The 19,705-nt window shown below is 45.3% G+C and carries 11 protein-coding genes; all 11 read left to right on the top strand.

Annotated features, from left to right (window positions below; all coding sequences use genetic code 11):
• Positions 1 to 106 precede the first annotated feature (106 nt).
• Entirely contained in the window at positions 107 to 940 is an 834-nt protein-coding gene (locus tag GO495_RS29645; protein ID WP_157303580.1) for a universal stress protein, read from the top strand.
• 29 nt (positions 941 to 969) lie between these two features.
• Entirely contained in the window at positions 970 to 3,645 is a 2,676-nt protein-coding gene (locus tag GO495_RS29640; RefSeq protein WP_170302747.1) for a cation-translocating P-type ATPase, read from the top strand.
• A 34-nt stretch (positions 3,646 to 3,679) separates the two neighbouring features.
• Complete coding sequence (locus tag GO495_RS29635; RefSeq protein ID WP_157303578.1) at positions 3,680 to 4,513, top strand: universal stress protein; 834 nt, start codon at positions 3,680 to 3,682, stop codon at positions 4,511 to 4,513.
• Positions 4,514 to 4,838: 325 nt separating this feature from the next.
• Positions 4,839 to 7,964: a SusC/RagA family TonB-linked outer membrane protein gene (locus tag GO495_RS29630; protein ID WP_157303577.1), complete on the top strand. Its 3,126-nt coding sequence runs from the start codon at positions 4,839 to 4,841 to the stop codon at positions 7,962 to 7,964.
• A gap of 18 nt (positions 7,965 to 7,982) precedes the next feature.
• Entirely contained in the window at positions 7,983 to 9,545 is a 1,563-nt protein-coding gene (locus GO495_RS29625) for a RagB/SusD family nutrient uptake outer membrane protein (RefSeq protein WP_157303576.1), read from the top strand.
• A 75-nt stretch (positions 9,546 to 9,620) separates the two neighbouring features.
• Positions 9,621 to 11,792 carry an alpha-galactosidase gene (locus GO495_RS29620; RefSeq protein ID WP_157303575.1) on the top strand — a complete coding sequence of 724 codons (2,172 nt, stop codon included), beginning with the start codon at positions 9,621 to 9,623 and terminating at the stop codon, positions 11,790 to 11,792.
• Positions 11,793 to 11,807: 15 nt separating this feature from the next.
• Positions 11,808 to 12,827: a substrate-binding domain-containing protein gene (locus GO495_RS29615; protein WP_157303574.1), complete on the top strand. Its 1,020-nt coding sequence runs from the start codon at positions 11,808 to 11,810 to the stop codon at positions 12,825 to 12,827.
• A gap of 3 nt (positions 12,828 to 12,830) precedes the next feature.
• Positions 12,831 to 14,429: a solute:sodium symporter family transporter gene (locus tag GO495_RS29610; protein WP_157303573.1), complete on the top strand. Its 1,599-nt coding sequence runs from the start codon at positions 12,831 to 12,833 to the stop codon at positions 14,427 to 14,429.
• Positions 14,430 to 14,588: 159 nt separating this feature from the next.
• Complete coding sequence (locus tag GO495_RS29605) at positions 14,589 to 15,497, top strand: aldo/keto reductase (protein ID WP_157303572.1); 909 nt, start codon at positions 14,589 to 14,591, stop codon at positions 15,495 to 15,497.
• Between the two features lie 250 nt (positions 15,498 to 15,747).
• Complete coding sequence (locus GO495_RS29600; protein ID WP_157303571.1) at positions 15,748 to 16,404, top strand: response regulator transcription factor; 657 nt, start codon at positions 15,748 to 15,750, stop codon at positions 16,402 to 16,404.
• A 780-nt stretch (positions 16,405 to 17,184) separates the two neighbouring features.
• Positions 17,185 to 19,705 (top strand): beta strand repeat-containing protein (locus GO495_RS29595; RefSeq protein ID WP_157303570.1); only part of this gene is annotated, 2,521 nt, incomplete at its 3' end.

Here is a 19,705-nt window from a genome sequence, read left to right as displayed (position 1 = left end):
GTTCAGAAACATATAACAATGATATTCATTCAAAAATTGAATGATAGAGATCATTGTACACGAACACCGGTTGGGTTATTTTAGCTAAAGCTAAAAATATACCCCCATGAAAAAGATTGTAGTCATAATTGATGCCCTGAATTTCAAGGAAGAACTACTGGATGCTTACCAGCATATAGCAAGTGTCCTGAATGGTACACTAACAATTGTATTCCTGGAAGATGAGAACGGTCCCGCACTCATGGTCCCCAATCTTACAGAAGGTATACCCTCGTATAAATACGAAATCGTATTGAAAGCTGCCAGGGAAAAGGAACGGGTAATAAATGAACATACCGCATTATTAGAGCAGGGATGCGAAAAAAGAAATATGCGGTTCAGCTTTCATAAAGACAAAGGTGTGCCAGTTGAGGAAGCCATTGAAGAAAGCCGTTTTGCAGATCTGATGCTGATAAGCAGGGATATTTCCTTTTCCATGTTGTACGACTCAAATCCTCCCGGATTTCTTAAAAATGTCCTTACAGATGCACAGTGCCCCGTATTGGTATTACCGGATATGCCAACTGACGTGAAAGAGGCTGTATTGGCTTATAATGGGACCTTCTCTTCTATGTTCGCTATCCGCCAGTTCGTTCAGCTGTTTCATGATTTGGAGGGCATGAAAATAACCGTGGCATATGTAATCGAAAATGATGAAACAACGATCCCGCATAAACAACAACTGAAAGAATACCTTGACGGTTATTTTGATAATATAGAGTACAGGGTACTGGAAGGTGCGCCGGATGAAGCATTCCTGAATCTGTTGAGAGATAAAAAGGATTGTGTAGTAACTTTTGGAGCATATGGCAGAAGCCGTTTTTCCCGTTTCTTCAAAAGAAGCAGTGCCGATAATATTCTTCGTAAAATTGATGCACCTGTATTTATCACTCATCCTTGAAGATATATTCTTAAAGAATGTTACCAACAATGGATAAGCCGAAAATGTATTGGGCGCAAAATGACAAACTGCTCGCTGAAATATTGAATGTAGACCCTGCGCTGGGCCTCACACTAAACGAAGCTGCAGCCAGACTTGACAAAGAAGGCCCTAACAGCATAATGCTGCAGAAGGATAAACCTGTTTGGCTTGTATTGATCAGTCAGTTTGCCAGTCCGCTTATCTGGTTATTACTGTTTTCAACCGTACTCTCCTTCTTTTTTGGTGAATACCTGGATGGAATTGCGATAGGTATTGTGATCATCATTAATGCCTCGATTGGTTTTGCAATGGAGATGCAGGCTCAACATTCCATGCGGGCACTGATGAAAATGACCACTATCACTTCAAAGGTCTTAAGAGAAGGACAGATCACGGAAATAGCATCTGAAGAAATTGTACGCGGAGACGTCTTATTTGTAGAAGGAGGCGATATGGTGACGGCAGATGCCCGGTTGATAAAAGCCGCACAGGTACAGGCCGATGAATCTGTATTAACCGGCGAGTCGCTTCCTGTGGAAAAAGAACCCCGGATATTATCTGCAGATACCCAGATGGCAGACCGGACCAATATGTTATATAAAGGTACTTTTATTACAAGAGGTAACGGAATTGCATTAGTCGTAAATACGGGAATGTCCTCCGAACTAGGTACTGTTGCAGGCATGGTAAAAGTAGCCCAGCATGCCGCCACGCCACTGGAAAAAAAGATCAGCGACCTTAGTAAAAAGCTTATCAGGGGTACCCTGGTACTGGTTGTGATGGTATTTATTGCCGGGATATTATACAACCGTGGAATAATACTGATGCTGAAAACAGCAATAGCACTGGCTGTTGCTGCCATTCCGGAAGGACTGCCGGTTGTTTGCACGCTTGCATTAGCCTATGGCATGTTGTTAATGGCCAGAAAGGGTGTGATCGTAAAAAAAATGTCCTCCGTTGAAACCCTCGGAGGCGTAAATGTAATCTGCACGGACAAAACCGGTACACTTACACAAAACAGGATTGAAGTATCCCACATTCAGGTAAACGGGAAAAGGTCGGATATAACTGTCAATATCCCCGCTGCCAGTCTGTTGTGGCAACAGGACGACAGTATAGCCGGTACAATTGCTTTTCAGCAGGTATGCCGGATCGCTGCTTTATGTAATACGGCCAGCTTCAGACTGGATAATGAAATACAAACGGAATCAGGAGATCCACTGGAAACAGCCTTGCTGAAAATGGTCCACTGTACATCATTAAAGCCGGCTGATTACCAGCGTATGTTTCCACTGGTGACTACAATCCCGTTCTCATCAGACACAAGGATAATGGCCACCTTGCACAGTAATAACAACCGGTATTATCTGGCCGTGAAAGGAAGCATAGAAGATGTACTCAACTATTGCACAGCTGAATGTAAGGACAATAACATCAATCCCTTAACGGACAAACAAAAAGAACACTGGCTGTCACTGGCAGAAAAGCAGGCAACATCCGGGCTACGGGTGCTGGGCTTTGCTTTCAGAAGCATGTCAGACAGACAAACAGAACTTTTGAATGATCTCACATTTGCAGGTTATATCGGCTTCATGGACCCTCCCAGACAGGAAGTATCACAATCGATCCGTTTATGCAGAGAGGCAGGTATCAGGGTGATCATGATCACCGGCGACCATCCTGCTACCGCTAAGAATATTGCACTGCAGTTAGGTATTACAACAACACCCGGAGCGGCAGCAATGACCGGAAAACAAATGCGTCCATATCAGCAACTGACATCTGCTGAAAAAAAGAAATGGCTCAATACCAGCGTGTTTGCACGGGTCACTCCTGAACAGAAACTGGACCTGATCAAGGTGTACCAGGAACAAAAAATGATTGTGGGCATGGTAGGTGACGGCGTCAATGATGCACCTGCAATTAAAAAAGCGGATATAGGCATTGCCATGGGCCAGCGTGGAACACAGGTGGCACAGGAGGTTGCAGATATGGTATTGAAAAATGAGTCCTTTTCTTTCATCGTGCTCGCCATCAGACAGGGGCGAATTATTTTTGATAACATCCGGAAGTTCGTAGTGTATCTTTTATCTTCTAATCTGAGTGAACTGCTTGTAATAGCCACGATCGCCATCCTCAATCTTCCTTTTCAACTCCTCCCCTTGCAGATCTTATTTATCAACCTGGTAACTGACTTATTACCTGCGCTGGCTTTAGGTATAACCCCCGGTGCTCCTGATATTATGCAGCGCAAACCTTACCTGAAAGCAACAGACATCATAGACAGGAAACGGTGGATAGCCATCATCACATATGCTTTTATTATTGCGGTTAATGCTGTAATAGCAGTCGCGGTTGGACATAGGTTCTTACCACCGGAAAAGAACAGGGACAATAACATATTGTTCTATACACTTATCCTGGCGCAGGTATTGCACGTATTTAACATGTCCTTTAACAGGAATATACCACTCTATAAAACAGAAGTATTCCGCAACAGATATGTCTGGTATGCGGTTATCAGTTGTGTTGTGATCGTATGGCTTTCCTGGTGGATAAAACCGGTAAGGATGGCATTAGGGGTTGTTATCCATGACTGGCAGGATTGGTTCATTATATTATCATGCTCCCTGCTGTCATTAATTTTTATCCGGCTTTGTAAAAAGTTAAAATGGGTGATATAAGAATAACATTTTCTAACACTTTAAAACCACATATATGAAAAAGATAGTAGCCTTGATAGATGCAGCTCATTTCAGAGAGGAACAACTGGATGTTTTTCAATATATTTCCCGTGTGCTTAAAGGAAAACTGGTAATTGTATTCCTTGAAAATGAAGCAGGCCCCATCCTCTATGCTCCCGATTTCAGGGAAGGGATCTCTCCTGCTACCTATGCAGAAGTGCTTGAAACGGACAAAGAAACAAAAGATAAAATAAAAAGAAATATAATATCGTTAAAAGAAGCATGTATAGAAAAAGATATCTGGTTCCATTTTCATGAAGACAAAGGCTTACCGGCAGAAGAAGCCATCCTGGAAAGCCGCTTTGCCGATCTGGTAATAATGAACAGAGATATATCCTTTGCGTTATTATATGATTCAGATCCTACCTTATTCGTAAAAAATGTGCTGGCAGGTGCACAATCTCCCGTACTGATAGTGCCAGACAATATGAAAGAGATAAAAGAAGTATTCTTTGCCTATAATGGCAGCTTCTCATCCATGTTTGCCATCAAACAATTTACACAGTTGTTTGCCGTCTTTACAGAAAGAAAAGCTACAGTAGTATATATAGCAGAAAATAATACACCCGTGATGCCTCATGAGAGGCTGCTGAAAGAATATCTGAACATGTACTACGATAGTATAGAATTCATAACCCTGGCAGGAGAACCTGATACAGCCATCAAAGAATTATTAAATAACAGGAAAGACTGTATCATCACTTTCGGTGCATATGGAAGAAGTAATCTCTCCCGCTTCTTTAAACGCAGCAAAGCTGATAATATCCTTCGTGAATTAGATACTCCCATATTCATAACTCATCCCTGAAAAAATGACGGCTGTCCCCTCCGACAGGAGACAGCCTTTGCTACTCCACTCGGCTTAATATCTCCGTTTCTTTCTTCATCATTTTATCAAGTCCCAAAAAATAAAGTTTTGTAATTCAAAACTAACCCTATATTTGTTGAGTAGACCAGAATAGAACAAACCAATCAAAAATCTACAGGATAAGATTGAAAACCAACGACTTAATATTTAACGAGATCGTTGTGTAGGGGGATTAGAGTTCGTATGTTCGATGCCACGTTTATTGGAGATTGTCAAGTAGCTATTATACCTATCATTATTTACAAAACACGTTATGCTTCACGTTATGCATGTAAGAATTGCTTTCAAAAGGCTATGGTCCCTTCTGACCATCATAGCTTTGCTGATGGGTGCCGGGCACGTTTTTGCCCAGAATGGCAGGATTTCCGGTAATATCACTGATATGAAAGGCGAACCACTTCCCGGTGTGTCGGTGAAGCTGACCGGTACCAAAACCGGTACAGTTACTGACAGCCACGGTGCTTTTACCCTCACTACTGAGGGCGGGAAAGGCACGCTGGAGTTCAGCTTTTTAGGCTTTGAAACACAGACCGTGCCCTTCACCAGCTTCGCTCCCCTGAACATCAAAATGCAACAGGCCACCGCCAATGTGGATGAAGTAGTGGTAGTAGGGGCTAGTATGAAAAAGTCGGACCTTACCGGGGCTACTGCCACGGTAGACTCCAAAAAGTTACTGGAACGGCCCGCGACCAACATCAACCAGGCGTTACAGGGTAATGCAGCCGGCGTTTTTATCAGCAACGGTACCCGTCCGGGTGATGATGCCACCATCAGGATCCGCGGTATCAATACCATCAATGCAGGTTCCTCTCCTATTTATGTAGTGGACGGTGTAGTAATGGAAAACAACCAGGGTGGGTTTAATTCCGTGAACGTAAACGATGTAGCTTCTGTACAGGTACTCAAAGATGCCTCAGCCACGGCCCTTTATGGCTCCCGCGGCGCCAACGGTGTAGTGGTGATCACTACAAAGAAAGGCCAGCGCAGAGGTGGCGACGGCCTTGTTACCTATGATAGCTGGGCTGGCGTGTCCGACTTTACACGGATTCCCAAAACCATGAACGCACAGGAATTGGCGGCACTGCGCATTGATGCCTATGCCAACGGCTATATGAAGGATCATCCGGATGCCGACCGGCAGGACTATATCGATAATACCCTGCTGAAAACAAACATCGCTTTCTCCAACCAGGAATTCGATACTTACAATAAAAAGCAAAGCTATAACTGGCTGGACCAGGTAACCCGTACCGGCTTCCAGCAAAACCATGCGCTGGGCTTTTCCGGTGGATCCGAACGGAGTATATTCTATCTGAGCCTCGGATATGCAGGTACCAAAGGCGTGGTGGAAAATACCAAACAGAATAAATACACCGGCCGTTTCAACGCGGAATACAACATAAAGAAATGGTTGAAAGTGGGTACCAACACCGGCTTTACCCGTACCAACGACGACATGCCTTCTGACGACGTATATGGGAAGGCCCTCAATGCCAATCCCCTGCTGAATTACGGTCCTTATCGCGATCCGGCCACACGTTATACTTACGACTATCTCACAATCTACTATCGCTCGCACGGGGAACAGAATAACAATGACTTTAATCCGTTCAACTCATTGTTCATTCAACGCAACCGTACCCGTAACCGCGTCACTACTGCCAACTATGTGAATATTACACCGGTAAAAGGACTGGATATCCGCTCCAGCTATTCTATGGACTATGGTGCACAGGACTGGTTCGAGTTCACTCCTCATAACATTCAGGAAGCCATACGCCAGTATAACGGCGACGCACGTGCCAAACATGAAAGATGGAGTGATACTTACTGGCAATGGGACAATACCATTACCTACAACACTACCATTGCCAACAATCATAAACTTACGGCCCTGGTAGGTACCAGCGCCAGCAAACGCCAATCCAATTATACCCTGGCACAGGGCGATCGCTTCGCCAGTGATGACCTCTCTTACAACGACCTGGGAGGTGCTGCTGCCGTGGAAAAATCCGTGCTGGGCTCCGATTTCTACGCGTACACCCTGCAATCTTTCCTCGGTCGTGTGAACTACAGTTACAAAGACAAATACCATTTCACTGCTACGGCCCGCTATGATGGCTCTTCCCGTTTTGCAGAAGGGAAACGCTGGGGCATATTCCCCTCCATGTCCGTAGCCTGGGATGCAAAGAAGGAGAATTTCATGAAGGACATATCCCTGTTCAGCCAGTTGAAACTGCGTGCAGGGTACGGTGTTGTTGGTAACCAGGACATCAACAATTATGCATATCAGACCCTTTACGGCTCAAAGATCGATAACGGCAACGCTCTTATCGTCAATGACGGCCGCCGTGGTAACCCGGATATTACCTGGGAAAAACAAAAACAGAGTAACGTTGGCCTGGAGATGGGCTTCCTGAAATCAAGACTGACCGTTACCGCCGACTTCTTCTATATCAACAATGACAACATCCTGCTGAACCGTTCCCTGGCTGCTACCACCGGTTATAGCCAGCAATGGGAAAATATCGGCCGCGTGAACAACAAGGGTATGGAACTTTCTGTAACAGGTGATATCATTCAAGAGAAAGATTTTAACTGGACAGCTTCCGGCAATATTTCCTTCGATAAGAACAAGGTAACCAGATTGTATGGTGATGCCACCGTGATATACAACACCTACGAAAATGTGATACAGCGTGAAAACAACATCTTTCTGGGTCAATCGCTGCATACCATTTACACGCTCCTCTCCGGCGGTATTGCGCAGGAATCCAACCGCAGCCAATGGGAAGGCCTGAACTACAATGGTAAGACTGTGAGTCCGGGTGATCTCTTTGCCAAAGACATTTCCGGCCCTGGCGGCAAGCCGGATGGCATTGTCGATCAGTATGACAAAACAGTAGTGGCTAAGACAGATCCTAAATTCTATGGTGGATTTTCCACGAACCTCTCTTACAAGGCTTTTGGGATGAATGCTGTGTTCACCTACTCTTACGGTGCCAAAAAGATCAGCAGCTACTACGAAAGCCTGATCAACAGCAATGGTGAAAGCATGGCCTCTGTGGACCTGCTGAACCGCTGGACACCGCAACATACCAACACCGACATTCCCCGCGTGATCGCTAATACCAGCTACAACCGCTACAATCCGTCCGACCTGGATTACGCTATCCAGAATGCATCTTTCCTGCGCCTCTCTGCTCTTACGCTTTCCTATACACTACCGGAAACAAAGCTGAGTGCCTGGAAACTGAATAACCTGCGCCTGTATGTGACCGGCTCTAACTTGTTCTGTATTACGCATTACAAGGGAATGGACCCGGAAACCGGCGACTACGGCTATCCTCCGGTAAAAATGTATGTATTTGGACTGAATGTAGGTTTTTAAACTTCAACTGCTAAATTTATGAAACGCACGATAATATATACCCTGGCAGCGGGATTTGTAATACTCTCCGCTTCCTGTAGTAAATTCCTCGACGAACGCAGTACGACCAAGCTCGATGAGAGCCAGGTATACTCCGATGTGAACCTGGTAGAGACAAGCCTTAAAGGCATTTACGCTAACTGGAAAAGCATCCGCACAGATGAACAGGGCCTCATCATGATGATGGGTACAGACGAAATCCAGCAGGGCGCCTTTCAGATGAAAAGCGATCCGGCCAAAGGTGGCCTTGACCGTTATGACGGTAACCTGAACTCCACACTGAACCACATCGCCAACCAGTGGAATATCCGCTGGCCCGTTGTGAATGAAGCCGCCAAGATCGTTAAAGGCCTTGGCTCGGGCACTGTTACACCCGGCTCCCGGGAAGCGAAATTACTGGGCGAAGCCTCTTTCGTACGCGGCTTCCTCGATTTTCAACTGGCCATGTACTGGGGTGAAATTCCCATCCGCGACCTGAGCCGTGAAACTGAACTCGGTTTCCGCCGTCAGCCACTGAAAGATGTATGGACTTTCATCATTGCAGATCTTCAACGCGCCGCTGATAATTGTCCCAAAACAAATGATCCGGGACGAGCTACTTCCGGCGCGGCCTGGGCTATACTGGGAAAAGCTTACATGTCGGCACCCGTATCCACCGGCCTGCGCGATTTCTCGAAAGCTGCCACCTGCTTTGAAAAAATGATGGGCGATTATTCCCTGGTACCTTATAAAGACCTCTGGGACTACAGTAAGATCAACACACCTGAATCTATCCTGGAATTCCAGTTCAGTCCTGCCTCTCCCAATAACAATAAACTGCAGTTCCAGATAGGCTCCCGTGCAGTGCAGGCTTTCTTTGGCGACGGCTGCTACTATTCCGGTTACGACAAGATCGTGCCTACCCATTATGCTTACTCCTCTGTAGACAGCGGCGGTATATGGGAAGCCGGAGACCAGCGCAGGCAGGAAAGCATCCGTTACGACTTCACCTATTATGGAGAAACTCCCACCCTGGACCCTATCAATTGGGAAGACCTGGGTAGTGACTATGATGAGCTACTGCCACACGTAAAAAAGTATGAGGACTTCCGCACGGACAAACACACAGACAATAAGATCAATAACATGTGGAACTCCGGTAAGAACATACCAGTACTACGCCTGGCCGATATCAAACTTTGCTATGCTGAATGTCTCAATGAGCTGAACCGCGGCGGGGATGCTGTAAACGTGGTGAATGAAGTGCGCACACGCGCATGGGGCGGTGTACTGCCGGACGATAAGAAATGGCAGGGCTTGTCGCAGGACGCTTTCCGTACCGCCATCATGGATGAGCGTATGCGGGAACTGTTTGCGGAAGACTGGCGTCGCATAGACCTGATCCGTACCGGCAAGTTTGTGGAGTTTGTGAAAGCACGTAACAAATGGACTAAACAATCCGGTTCTATACAGGACTTCAATACCGTGTTCCCGATCCCTGATACGGAAATGAAACTGAATGGTGATATCAAACCTTCTGATCAGAACACCGGTTACAATTAATCGTTATCTTTAAAAGATGCAGGCCCGCTGTATGTTGCAGCGGGCTTACTTTTATAATTATTATAAACTGTACCCATGACGAAAAAGATATTGTCCATTTTGTTCTTCCTGATTGTTGTAACCCATACAGCAGTTAAGTCGCAAACTATTTACGTATCTACCAATGAAACGGAACTCGTATTGCAGACTGCCCAGAATAAGCGCCTCTATCAGCTTTATCTGGGGCCCCGCTTGTCTAACCAGGATGACTATACTACCATAAAATCCCGGAGCGACGGGCAGGCCTGGGAGGCATACCCCGTGTCCGGTACGGAAACATATTTTGAACCGGCGTTCGGCATCCGTCATAACGATGGCAACATGACCACTGTATTGCAATACGTTTCGCACAACGTGAAGAAAGTAACAGACGATGTTACGGAAACCGTGATCTCGCTGAAAGATGCTTTGTATCCGGTGCAGGTGAAACTATACTACCGGACCTTTGCGAAAGAGAATATCATTCAGTCCTGGACAGAGATCAGCCACAACGAAAAGCGGGCTGTGAACATCAGCAGTTATGCATCATCCATGCTGTACTGGAAACGTGCCCGGTATTTCCTCACAGAGTTCAGCGGAGACTGGGCCAAAGAAGTGAATATGAGCTCTGCTCCCCTGAACTTCGGCAAAAAGGTGATTGACTCCAAACTGGGGTCCAGAGCAAACCTGCACGTATCTCCCTTCTTTACCGTAGGCCTGGGCGAAACACCCCGTGAAAACGAAGGACAGGTGCTTATGGGTACCCTGGCCTGGACCGGCAACTTCCGCTTCACATTTGAAGTAGATAATGAAAACAACCTGCGCGTGATCTCCGGTATCAATCCTTATGCTTCCGATTACACACTGGAACCTGGAAAAGTGTTTGCTACACCCGCTTTTATCTTTACACTGAGTAACCAGGGTACAGGCAAAGGCAGCCGCGATCTGCAACGGTGGGCACGCAATTACCAACTAAAGGATGGGAAAGGTGACCGTCTTACCCTGCTTAACAACTGGGAGTCTACCGGTTTTAATTTCAATGAACCAAAACTGGATTCCCTGATAGCGGAAGCCAAATACCTGGGCGTGGACATGTTCCTGCTGGATGATGGATGGTTTGGCAACAAATATCCCCGCCAGAGCGATACCCAGGGCCTGGGCGACTGGCAGCCTACCAGCAGCAAACTACCCAACGGCGTACCGGCGCTGGTAAAATCGGCCACCCGTACCGGTGTTAAATTCGGCATCTGGATAGAACCTGAAATGGTGAACCCTAAAAGCGAGCTCTTTGAGAAACACCCCGACTGGGTAATCATGCTGCCCAACCGCGAGCCATACTACTTCCGCAACCAATTGGTGCTGGACCTGAGTAATCCCGCTGTACAGGAGCATGTTTTCAATGTAGTGGACCATCTGATGACGGAGAATCCTCAACTGGCCTACCTGAAATGGGATTGTAACAGCCCTGTTACCAATATCTACTCCCCTTATCTGAAAGAAAAACAAAATAACCTGTATGTAGATTATGTGCGTGGCCTGTACAATGTACTGGACCGCATCAAGGCCAAATATCCCAACCTGCCCATGATGCTTTGTTCCGGAGGCGGCGGACGCACGGACTATGAAGGATTACGTTACTTCACAGAGTTCTGGTGCAGCGATAACACGGACCCGGTGGAACGTTTGTTCATTCAGTGGGGATATTCCCAGTTCTTTCCCTCCAAAGCCATGGCAGCTCATGTGACCAGCTGGAATCACGATGCCAGCATCAAGTTCCGCGTGGATGTGGCCATGCAATGCAAACTGGGCTTCGACATTAATGTGAAAGAGTTACGCCCGGAAGAGCAGGCTTTTTGTCAGTCAGCGATAACTACCTACAATCGGGTAAAAAATATTAATTTCAACGGTGACCAGTACCGGCTTGTTTCCCCGTACGACGGCAATCACACTGCGGTAATGTATGTAAGCGAATCGCAACAGCAGGCGCTCTTGTACACATATGACATTTACCCCCGTTTTGCGGAGAACCTGCTGCCGGTGCAGTGCCAGGGGCTGAACCCCGCCAGGAAGTACAGCGTCCGGGAAATCAATCTTATGCCAGGTGCAAAACCGGATGAAGCTTTCAACGGGAAGGTCTATTCCGGCGATTACCTGATGAAAGTAGGACTGGATGCGTTCACTACTAACAAAATGCATAGCCGTATACTGGAACTGGAAGCTGTAGAATAAATTCAATATGCAGGGATGAAAACAATTTTTGAAAAGATACAGGAGTTGGATGATGTGCCTTCCTACTCCAAGCACGAGCGGTTTGTACAGGGCTTCATCAATGCCATCAACGAAAAGATCGTCTGTGTAGGTAATCCCCTGCCTTCTGTAAATGCCATGATCTCCGGCCTGGGATATGCCAGGGAAACGGTGATCAAAGGTTACCGCGAGCTGCAGAACCGTGGCCTCATTGAATCCAAGAACCGCCTGGGCTATTTCGTTTCGGATGACAATACCCGGCAGTCACTCAAAGTGGCGTTGCTCATGTACACCATTGATACTTTCCAGGAACAGTTCTACCGCAGTTTCCGCAACGAGCTGGGACCTAATGTACACCTGGACGTATTCTTCCATCATGGCAACATAGAGGTGTTTGAAACCATGTTCTCGCTGGTGAAGAATCGTCACTATGGCATGTATGTGATCTCTCCCATTCATCATCCCCGCACCAGGGAGCTTCTGAACACCATACCCCGACAGAAGCTGTTGATGTTTGACCGTTATGAGCCGCTGGACGGGGATTTTAACTATGTAGTGCAGGAGTTTGAAAAAGCCTCTTACGCTGTCTTTGAGCAACTGGGTGATGTAATCAAAAAATTTGACCGGATAGTCTTCTTTCACAATCCGGACTCACTGTTCCCTCCCGAGATCGTTTCTTCTTTTCAGCGCTTTATTAAAAAGCATCACATTAAAGGAAAGATTTTACGTGAGTATAAGCCCGGCTCTGTGGAAAAGGGTGTGGTATATTATGTGAATGAGAATGCTGAGCTGTGGAACCTTTTGAAGGATTGTAACGCAAAAAAAATAAAACCGGGCGAGGATATAGGCATTCTTTCCCATAATGACGAACCGGTAAAAGAGCTTGTCGGAAACGGTATCACTACTTATTCCGTTAGTTTCAGTGACATGGGGAAACGGGCTGCACAGGCAGTCCTGAGCCGGGAACCGGTGCATGAGGTGATGCCTACCACACTGATCAGACGTAACTCACTTTGATGTATGAATGTTGGCGCCTTACTGAGTTTCCTGCTGGTTACCATCGTTGTGGCATTGATCTCCTGGTACAAAACCAGAAAGGAAAACCTGCAAACCGCGGCCGGCCTGTTCTTCGCCAACCGCAACCTGGGCTTCCTGGTGGTAGGCGGCGCCCTGTTCTTTACGAACATCAGTGCCGTGCAGTTTGTCGGTGAGAATGAGCTGGTATACACCAACAACATGAGCGTAATGGCCTGGGGCCTGTCATCCGTATTGGCCATGTTATTAGTGTCGGAATTCATTATGCCGGTGTATTTGCGCAGCGGTATCTCCACTACACCTGACTTTCTTGAGGAACGTTATGATACAGGCACCAAACGTTTTGTGTCAGTGATCTTCCTGATCAGTTATATAGTGAATATGTTGCCTTCTGTGCTGTACAGCGGCGCCGTCACGTTTAATGGCTTGTTCCGCGTGTCGGAAGTCCTGCACATCGGTTACTGGCAAACCATCTGGATACTGGTCTGGCTTATCGGGCTAACCGGTAGCCTCTATACCCTCCTCGGCGGATTGAAGGCAGTGGCTATTTCGGATACGGTACTGGGTATTGGGATGTTTACAGGTGGTATACTGTTACCATACGCTGCACTGAAATACCTGGGCCATGGTTCTGTAAGCACTGGTCTTGACCTGCTGCTATCATCGCGAAGAGATCATTTTAATTCCATTGGCAGTCCTCAGGATGCAGTGCCGTTTCCCACTATCTTCACAGGCATGTTCCTGGTGAACCTTTACTATTGGGGTACAGAGCAATACATTGTGCAACAGGCCCTGTCGTCGCGCAGCCTGGCCGAAAGCCAGAAAGGCATTGCCGTAGCCTGCACAGGCAAGATCATCTCCCCTTTGCTGCTGAACATTCCCGGATTGATTGCAGTACAGCTGTACCCACATATGCATAACACTGCGGAAGTATTTCCCAAAATTGTCAGCGATGTCTGTTCCCCTATGCTTACAGGTTATATAGCAGCTATTACCTTTGGCGCAGCACTTACCTCTTTTAATGCGGGACTTAACAGCAGCAGCACCCTCTTTGTACTAAACCTGTATAAGCCATTCAAAGCACGGCAGCAAAAGCCTGCGAGTGAGCGCCAACTGATACGGGCAGGCAAGCGGTTTGAAATACTGGTTTGTTTACTGGCCATGCTCATTGCACCTTTCATTGTCTTCGCCCAGCACGGGTTGTATACGTACATTCAAATGGTGAGCGGCCTTTTCAGTGTACCTATTTTCACGATCCTGATCCTTGGACTGCTGCACAAGCGCATGCCTGCTATTGCGGCCAAGATAGGGCTGACGTTTTTCATCCTCACGTATGCGGTTTCGCAGTTCCTGGTTGATACCGGTTTGCATTTCCTGCACGTCCTGGCTATTTTATTTGTACTGACGGTGTTGCTGATGATGACAGTGGCCGCCCTATCCCCCCGTAAGGAGCCCTTTGTGCAACAATGGAGCAATGTAGTGGACCTGCAACCCTGGAAAAGACGACATCTGTATACTGTGCTGCTGTTGCTAGCTATGGTAGCTTTGTTTGTGATTTTTTCGCCATTGGGGCTGGCTGAATGACTTTTTCAATATCAACTACCTTATAAAAAATTGTCCGAAAATTTAAATATAGAAAATTTTCTATAGCCCCCATATTCTAACCCATGTATCATTGCATCAAGATTGTCTATGCCAGTAGAGCATAACGTAAACGTCATAAATTTATAAACAGAATACTACATGCTGCTAAGCGTCAATAAAACGCCTATTTTCCCTATATCTCTTGGTGGAGCAGGTATTGGTTCCTGCAAAAAAAATGTTTTTTTTCAGGGACCGGTATCTGACAAAAAGGCGATAGATACAGTTTTATTTGCATTGGAAAATGGAATTAACCTTCTGGACACTTCTCCATTTTATGGTAACAGTGAGAAAAAGATCGGACTTGCATTAAAGGAATACGGGGGCCGTTCATCCTTTATCCTGTCTACAAAAGCCGGTACACATCCTATTTATAAAGGATATTCCGAAGACAGCATACGACGGAGTATTGATAATAGTTTATGGACATTGCAAACAGATTACCTCGATATTGTCCATATACATGATCCCTCCAAAGCTGATTTTAAAAGTATGATAGAAAATGGAGGGATGGAAACTTTGCTCCGGCTAAAAGAGGAAAAAGTGATCCTTAACATTGGCCTGGGAGTCCGGGATCACGATCTGCATCTTCAATTTATCTGTTCCGGTTATGCTGACGTTATTTTGCCCTACCTGGATTATAATGTTTTATGTACAAAAGCAGATTCCTTATTAAGAACATCCCTTAAAAATGATGTTCCTGTTATGCTGGGATCACCCTTGTGCATGGGATTACTTTCGGGTAAAAATCCGGCTCATACCAGTGTCCTGCACTATGCCATAGAAAAAGATGTTTCGGTAGAAAAAGCAATACGGATGTACCAATGGTGCAATAAAAACGAAGTCAGTTTAATGGCTCTCAACTACAAATTTATTCTTAATCACCCTGCTGTCAGTACAATAGTGATTGGCGCTTCCTCCAGAGAAGAGGTAAGAGAAAGTTTAAATGCTTATAAAGAAAATATTAACCCGCCGGTCATGGAGTCCTTCCTGATAGAGTTCGGTCTTTGATTTCCGGGAACTACGGAATAACATGGATCCAGTTCCTGAACAAATTTATTAAAAATGTTTTTAATTGTGTTATTGACATTTGATATAAGTCAATAATTTAAAAACATTAAAAAATGAAGATCAATGTTTTACAGGTTGTTTTTTGGAAGATCGGTTAGCAGGCATAAGTATTCCATGAGGAAATTACTATACTTTGCAACTACTTTAGACAAAAATCGATCATTTATACTGTCCAAAACTCTTGATCGCCATGAAAAAATTCTTAATAGCCGACAGCCACTCCATCGTAAGAACCGGGATCACCTATCTCCTTAAAGAGGAATTCCTGAATATAGAAATAGATGCATGCAGTAATGGGAATACTGTCTGGGAAAAAATAAAGACCAACAGCTATGACCTCGCGATCCTGGATATAAATATGCCGGGAACAGATTCCATTAATTTATTGCAAAACATTTTCGCATTCTGTCCGGATCTGAAGATACTGATCCTGACTACGAGCAGGGAAGAAATTTACGCCAGGATATATCTTCAATTAGGGGTTAAAGGGTTTATCAACAAGGATGCCGATGATGCAGAGATCCGAAAAGCTATTATAACTACGCTGAACAATAAAAAGTATCTAAGTCCCGGAATGCATGTCATTCAGCGTCTGGAAGCTACTAAAAGAGGCCCTTTGAGTCTTTTTAACAGACTATCTCCGCGGGAACTGGAAGTCATGACCCATTTACTTGAAGGGAAAAATGTCTCGCAGATCGCTAACCTGCTGTGCGCGCATACTTCAACAATAGGGACGCATAAGGCAAAGATCCTTCAAAAGCTTGGCGTCACTAATATTATTGAATTGAAAGAATTCACACAGTTGTTCAATCACACAGGATTGGGTACCACGAAACTGGTGTCGTAAGTCAAATGCCTGTAGCTCCATCCGGATAATCCTATGCGGATCAGCACTCAAAGGAACAACGTACACTGGCGCAAACCTGACTACAAACAGCAAACAACGTGTTAGTTGACCTATTATCTCCTTTGTTTACAGTTTGGTTGTATGTACTTAAATTTCCTATTTTAATTTTGTCAAGCTGTAGCTTTGACATCGTTTTCTTTTTCATAAAACAGGTTTAAAGGTGCTATAAAATATATTTGTCATTCAAAAGTATTAAGAATAATACAGATTTTTTCTCCTGCAAAAAGGGGATTTTTTCAGGCCTGCATTTATCCTATATCGATATGAAGCTAAATGACTTTCCTTTTAAATTTGATAATTGCCCGCAACGGCTCATACCAGGTAATGTTGCCAATCAGGAAATAGCTGCTGCGCATAATCCTTTTTCATCTGCTGACTTTGAGCATTATTACTCACAAAAACACGTACACATACTCATTTTAATCATATTTGTAATAGAAATAATACTTAGGTTATTTTTATTTAAAGACCTTTGCAGTATTCACTATTGGAAGAGATTACCTACTCCCTGTTTGATAGCCCATGTTAGTGGACATGTGATCATGAAAGGACAATTATATCATTAGCCATTGCGGTATTACTATATAATAATTTACAATTAACGAGTTGAAATTTTGTTGTGAATGAGTGTGCATTAATTCCTCCGGAAATGTTATACGGTAGAATACCAATACACGTAATAATCTGTCTTAAACCGTTACCTATATAAACCAATTTTACATGCACAAACTGTTACGTAAAGGGGGCTATAAGCGCCTTATGCCCTTGCTATTGCTATTCCTGACCTTGAGTAGCCGCCTGCCGGCCACTCCTACTTGTCCAATTATTACGGGTACCTTTCCAGGTGCAAACGGCACTATCGTTGATGCCTCCCCTACCGGATGGTACCTGGATGCTACTAATGTTGTCAGTAGCAGTACCAGTATATTTGCTGTTAAATCGAACCGGTTCACAGCACAAAACATCGGTGGAGTGGGAATATGGTATTCCCGCGTCTTTTCTACTGCAGGATACAGCAGTTTCCAGGCAGCAGTAAAAATTTCCTCAGAAGGAAAACAAAACAGCTCTGAATATGTGAAAATATATTACAGGCTGGATGGTGGCCCGGAAACACTGCTGGATCAACGCACAGGGAATTTTGGTACCATCGACTTCACATCAGACTCCCTTCAGGGGAGTACTATACAGCTGATCGTAAAGATGTATAACTACGATAACGGAAGCGGTACCAGGTCCGATTATTACATTGAAAAATACAGGGTATTTAAGGAGAAAGGACCCTGTAGTGGTGGTACTACCGTGAGCGTTACTGCCGGTGCATCCAACAGTGGCATACTAACCTGTACCAACCCTTCCACTACCCTGTCTGCCTCCAGTAGTACATCAGGTGTTACTTACAGCTGGACAGGCCCCAGTGGCTTTATTTCTACAGCTCAGAACCCGGTCGTTTCAACAGCTGGTACATACACCGTTACTGCCACTAGTTCTTCCAGTTCTGCCACTGCTTCTGTCTCCATCACTACAAACAAAACAACACCTAATCTGACAGCAACAGGAGCTTCCCTATGTAGTAGCAGCAGTGTAGCCGTCACAGCCAGTTCATCTGTTTCAGGGGCTACCTACAGCTGGACAGGCCCCGGCGGGTTTACCAGTACGTCGCAAAACCCCGCTGTCAGCACTGCAGGTACTTACACCGTAACGGTTACCAACCCTGCTAATGGTTGTACTGCTACTCAATCGGTATCTGTAACAGGTACTGCTGCTACATCGAGTACTTTCTGGCTGGAAGACTTTACTTTAGCAAATGGAACAACCTCGGATACAGACACTACCAGCTGGACGACTACCTTTCCCGGCCCTGGCACATTCTCTGTACAAAATAACCAGTTAAAAGCCAGCTTTACCGCACAGGTAGAAGGCGTCTGGACTTCCGGAGTTATAGACATCTCCAACAAAAGCAATGTAGTTATCTCTGCAGACCTGATAAGTGGTACATCCTCATCAGGAGACTTCCTTGAAAATGCAGACTATATACACGTATATTATAAGCTGAATGGAGGTGCTGAAACACTGATATATACAGATTCAGCCGGAATAGGTTCCAGTACTACCGGTACTGCCTCTATCACTATCAACTCAGCTGCATTGAATGGCAGCACCCTGCAGGTTATTATCAGAACCAGTAACTCTAATTCCACTGAACAGTATTACTTTGATAATATAAAGCTGACAAGTACATCAACCGGTGGCAATGTAAATGCTACCGCGGCAGTAAGCGGTGCTTTAAACTGTAGCACGACTTCTGTAACACTATCAGGTTCTTCTACCGCATCAGGTGTTACTTACAGCTGGGCAGGACCAAACAGCTTTACTTCTGCTGTACAAAACCCGGTGATAACTGTCCCTGGCAATTATACCCTGACAGTAACAGCATCGGGCGGTTGTACAGGTACTGCGACGACTACCGTTGTACAAAATATAACAGTTCCCAACCTGACCGTAACAAAACCGGATACTTTAACCTGCGCTATTACAAGTGTGAACTTAACGGCAGCATCAACTACTACCAGTAATATTATCACATGGACGGGATTTACTGCGGGTCAGAAAACAGTAAGTGTAAGTGCCCCCGGTAAGTATTATGTAACTGTAAGAGACAGTACCAATGGTTGTACCAAATCGGATAGCGTTACAGTAGTACAGAGCATAGCGAAACCGAATCTCATTGTTACAGCTCCTGCTACTTTAACATGTACTGCTACTGTTATTAGTTTAAATGCTACCTCATCAACTACTGGTGCGACTATCACCTGGACTGGATTTACCTCCGGACAGAATCCGGTAAGTGTAAGCGCTCCCGGCAAGTATTATGTAACGGCAAGAAGCACTACGGGATGTACTACCATAGACAGCGCAACAGTAACACAGGATATCAGCAAACCAAATCTGGTAGTGACGGCACCGGCTACTTTAACATGTACTGCTACTGTTGTTAGTTTAAATGCAACGTCCTCTACTACTGGCGCGACTATCACCTGGACTGGATTTACCTCCGGACAGAATCCGGTAAGCGTTAGCGCTCCCGGTAAGTATTATGTAACGGCAAGAAGCACTACAGGATGCACTACCATAGACAGCGCAACGGTAACACAGGATATCAGCAAACCAAATCTGGTAGTGACGGCACCGGCTACTTTAACATGTGCAACTACCATCGTTAGTTTAAATGCAACATCCTCTA

This window comes from Chitinophaga oryziterrae, from assembly GCF_009758125.1.
Lineage (GTDB): Bacteria > Bacteroidota > Bacteroidia > Chitinophagales > Chitinophagaceae > Chitinophaga > Chitinophaga oryziterrae.
The sequence above is the reverse complement of the archived record's forward strand: the minus strand, read 5'-3'. Positions and strand labels throughout refer to the sequence as shown.

Bases quoted from the DNA above. Each gene is read 5' to 3' on its own strand.
- GO495_RS29645 (WP_157303580.1), top strand. From the start codon at position 107: ATGAAAAAGATTGTAGTCATAATTGATGCCCTGAATTTCAAGGAAGAA.
- GO495_RS29640 (WP_170302747.1), top strand. From the start codon at position 970: ATGGATAAGCCGAAAATGTATTGGGCGCAAAATGACAAACTGCTCGCT.
- GO495_RS29635 (WP_157303578.1), top strand. From the start codon at position 3,680: ATGAAAAAGATAGTAGCCTTGATAGATGCAGCTCATTTCAGAGAGGAA.
- GO495_RS29630 (WP_157303577.1), top strand. From the start codon at position 4,839: ATGCATGTAAGAATTGCTTTCAAAAGGCTATGGTCCCTTCTGACCATC.
- GO495_RS29625 (WP_157303576.1), top strand. From the start codon at position 7,983: ATGAAACGCACGATAATATATACCCTGGCAGCGGGATTTGTAATACTC.
- GO495_RS29620 (WP_157303575.1), top strand. From the start codon at position 9,621: ATGACGAAAAAGATATTGTCCATTTTGTTCTTCCTGATTGTTGTAACC.
- GO495_RS29615 (WP_157303574.1), top strand. From the start codon at position 11,808: ATGAAAACAATTTTTGAAAAGATACAGGAGTTGGATGATGTGCCTTCC.
- GO495_RS29610 (WP_157303573.1), top strand. From the start codon at position 12,831: ATGAATGTTGGCGCCTTACTGAGTTTCCTGCTGGTTACCATCGTTGTG.
- GO495_RS29605 (WP_157303572.1), top strand. From the start codon at position 14,589: ATGCTGCTAAGCGTCAATAAAACGCCTATTTTCCCTATATCTCTTGGT.
- GO495_RS29600 (WP_157303571.1), top strand. From the start codon at position 15,748: ATGAAAAAATTCTTAATAGCCGACAGCCACTCCATCGTAAGAACCGGG.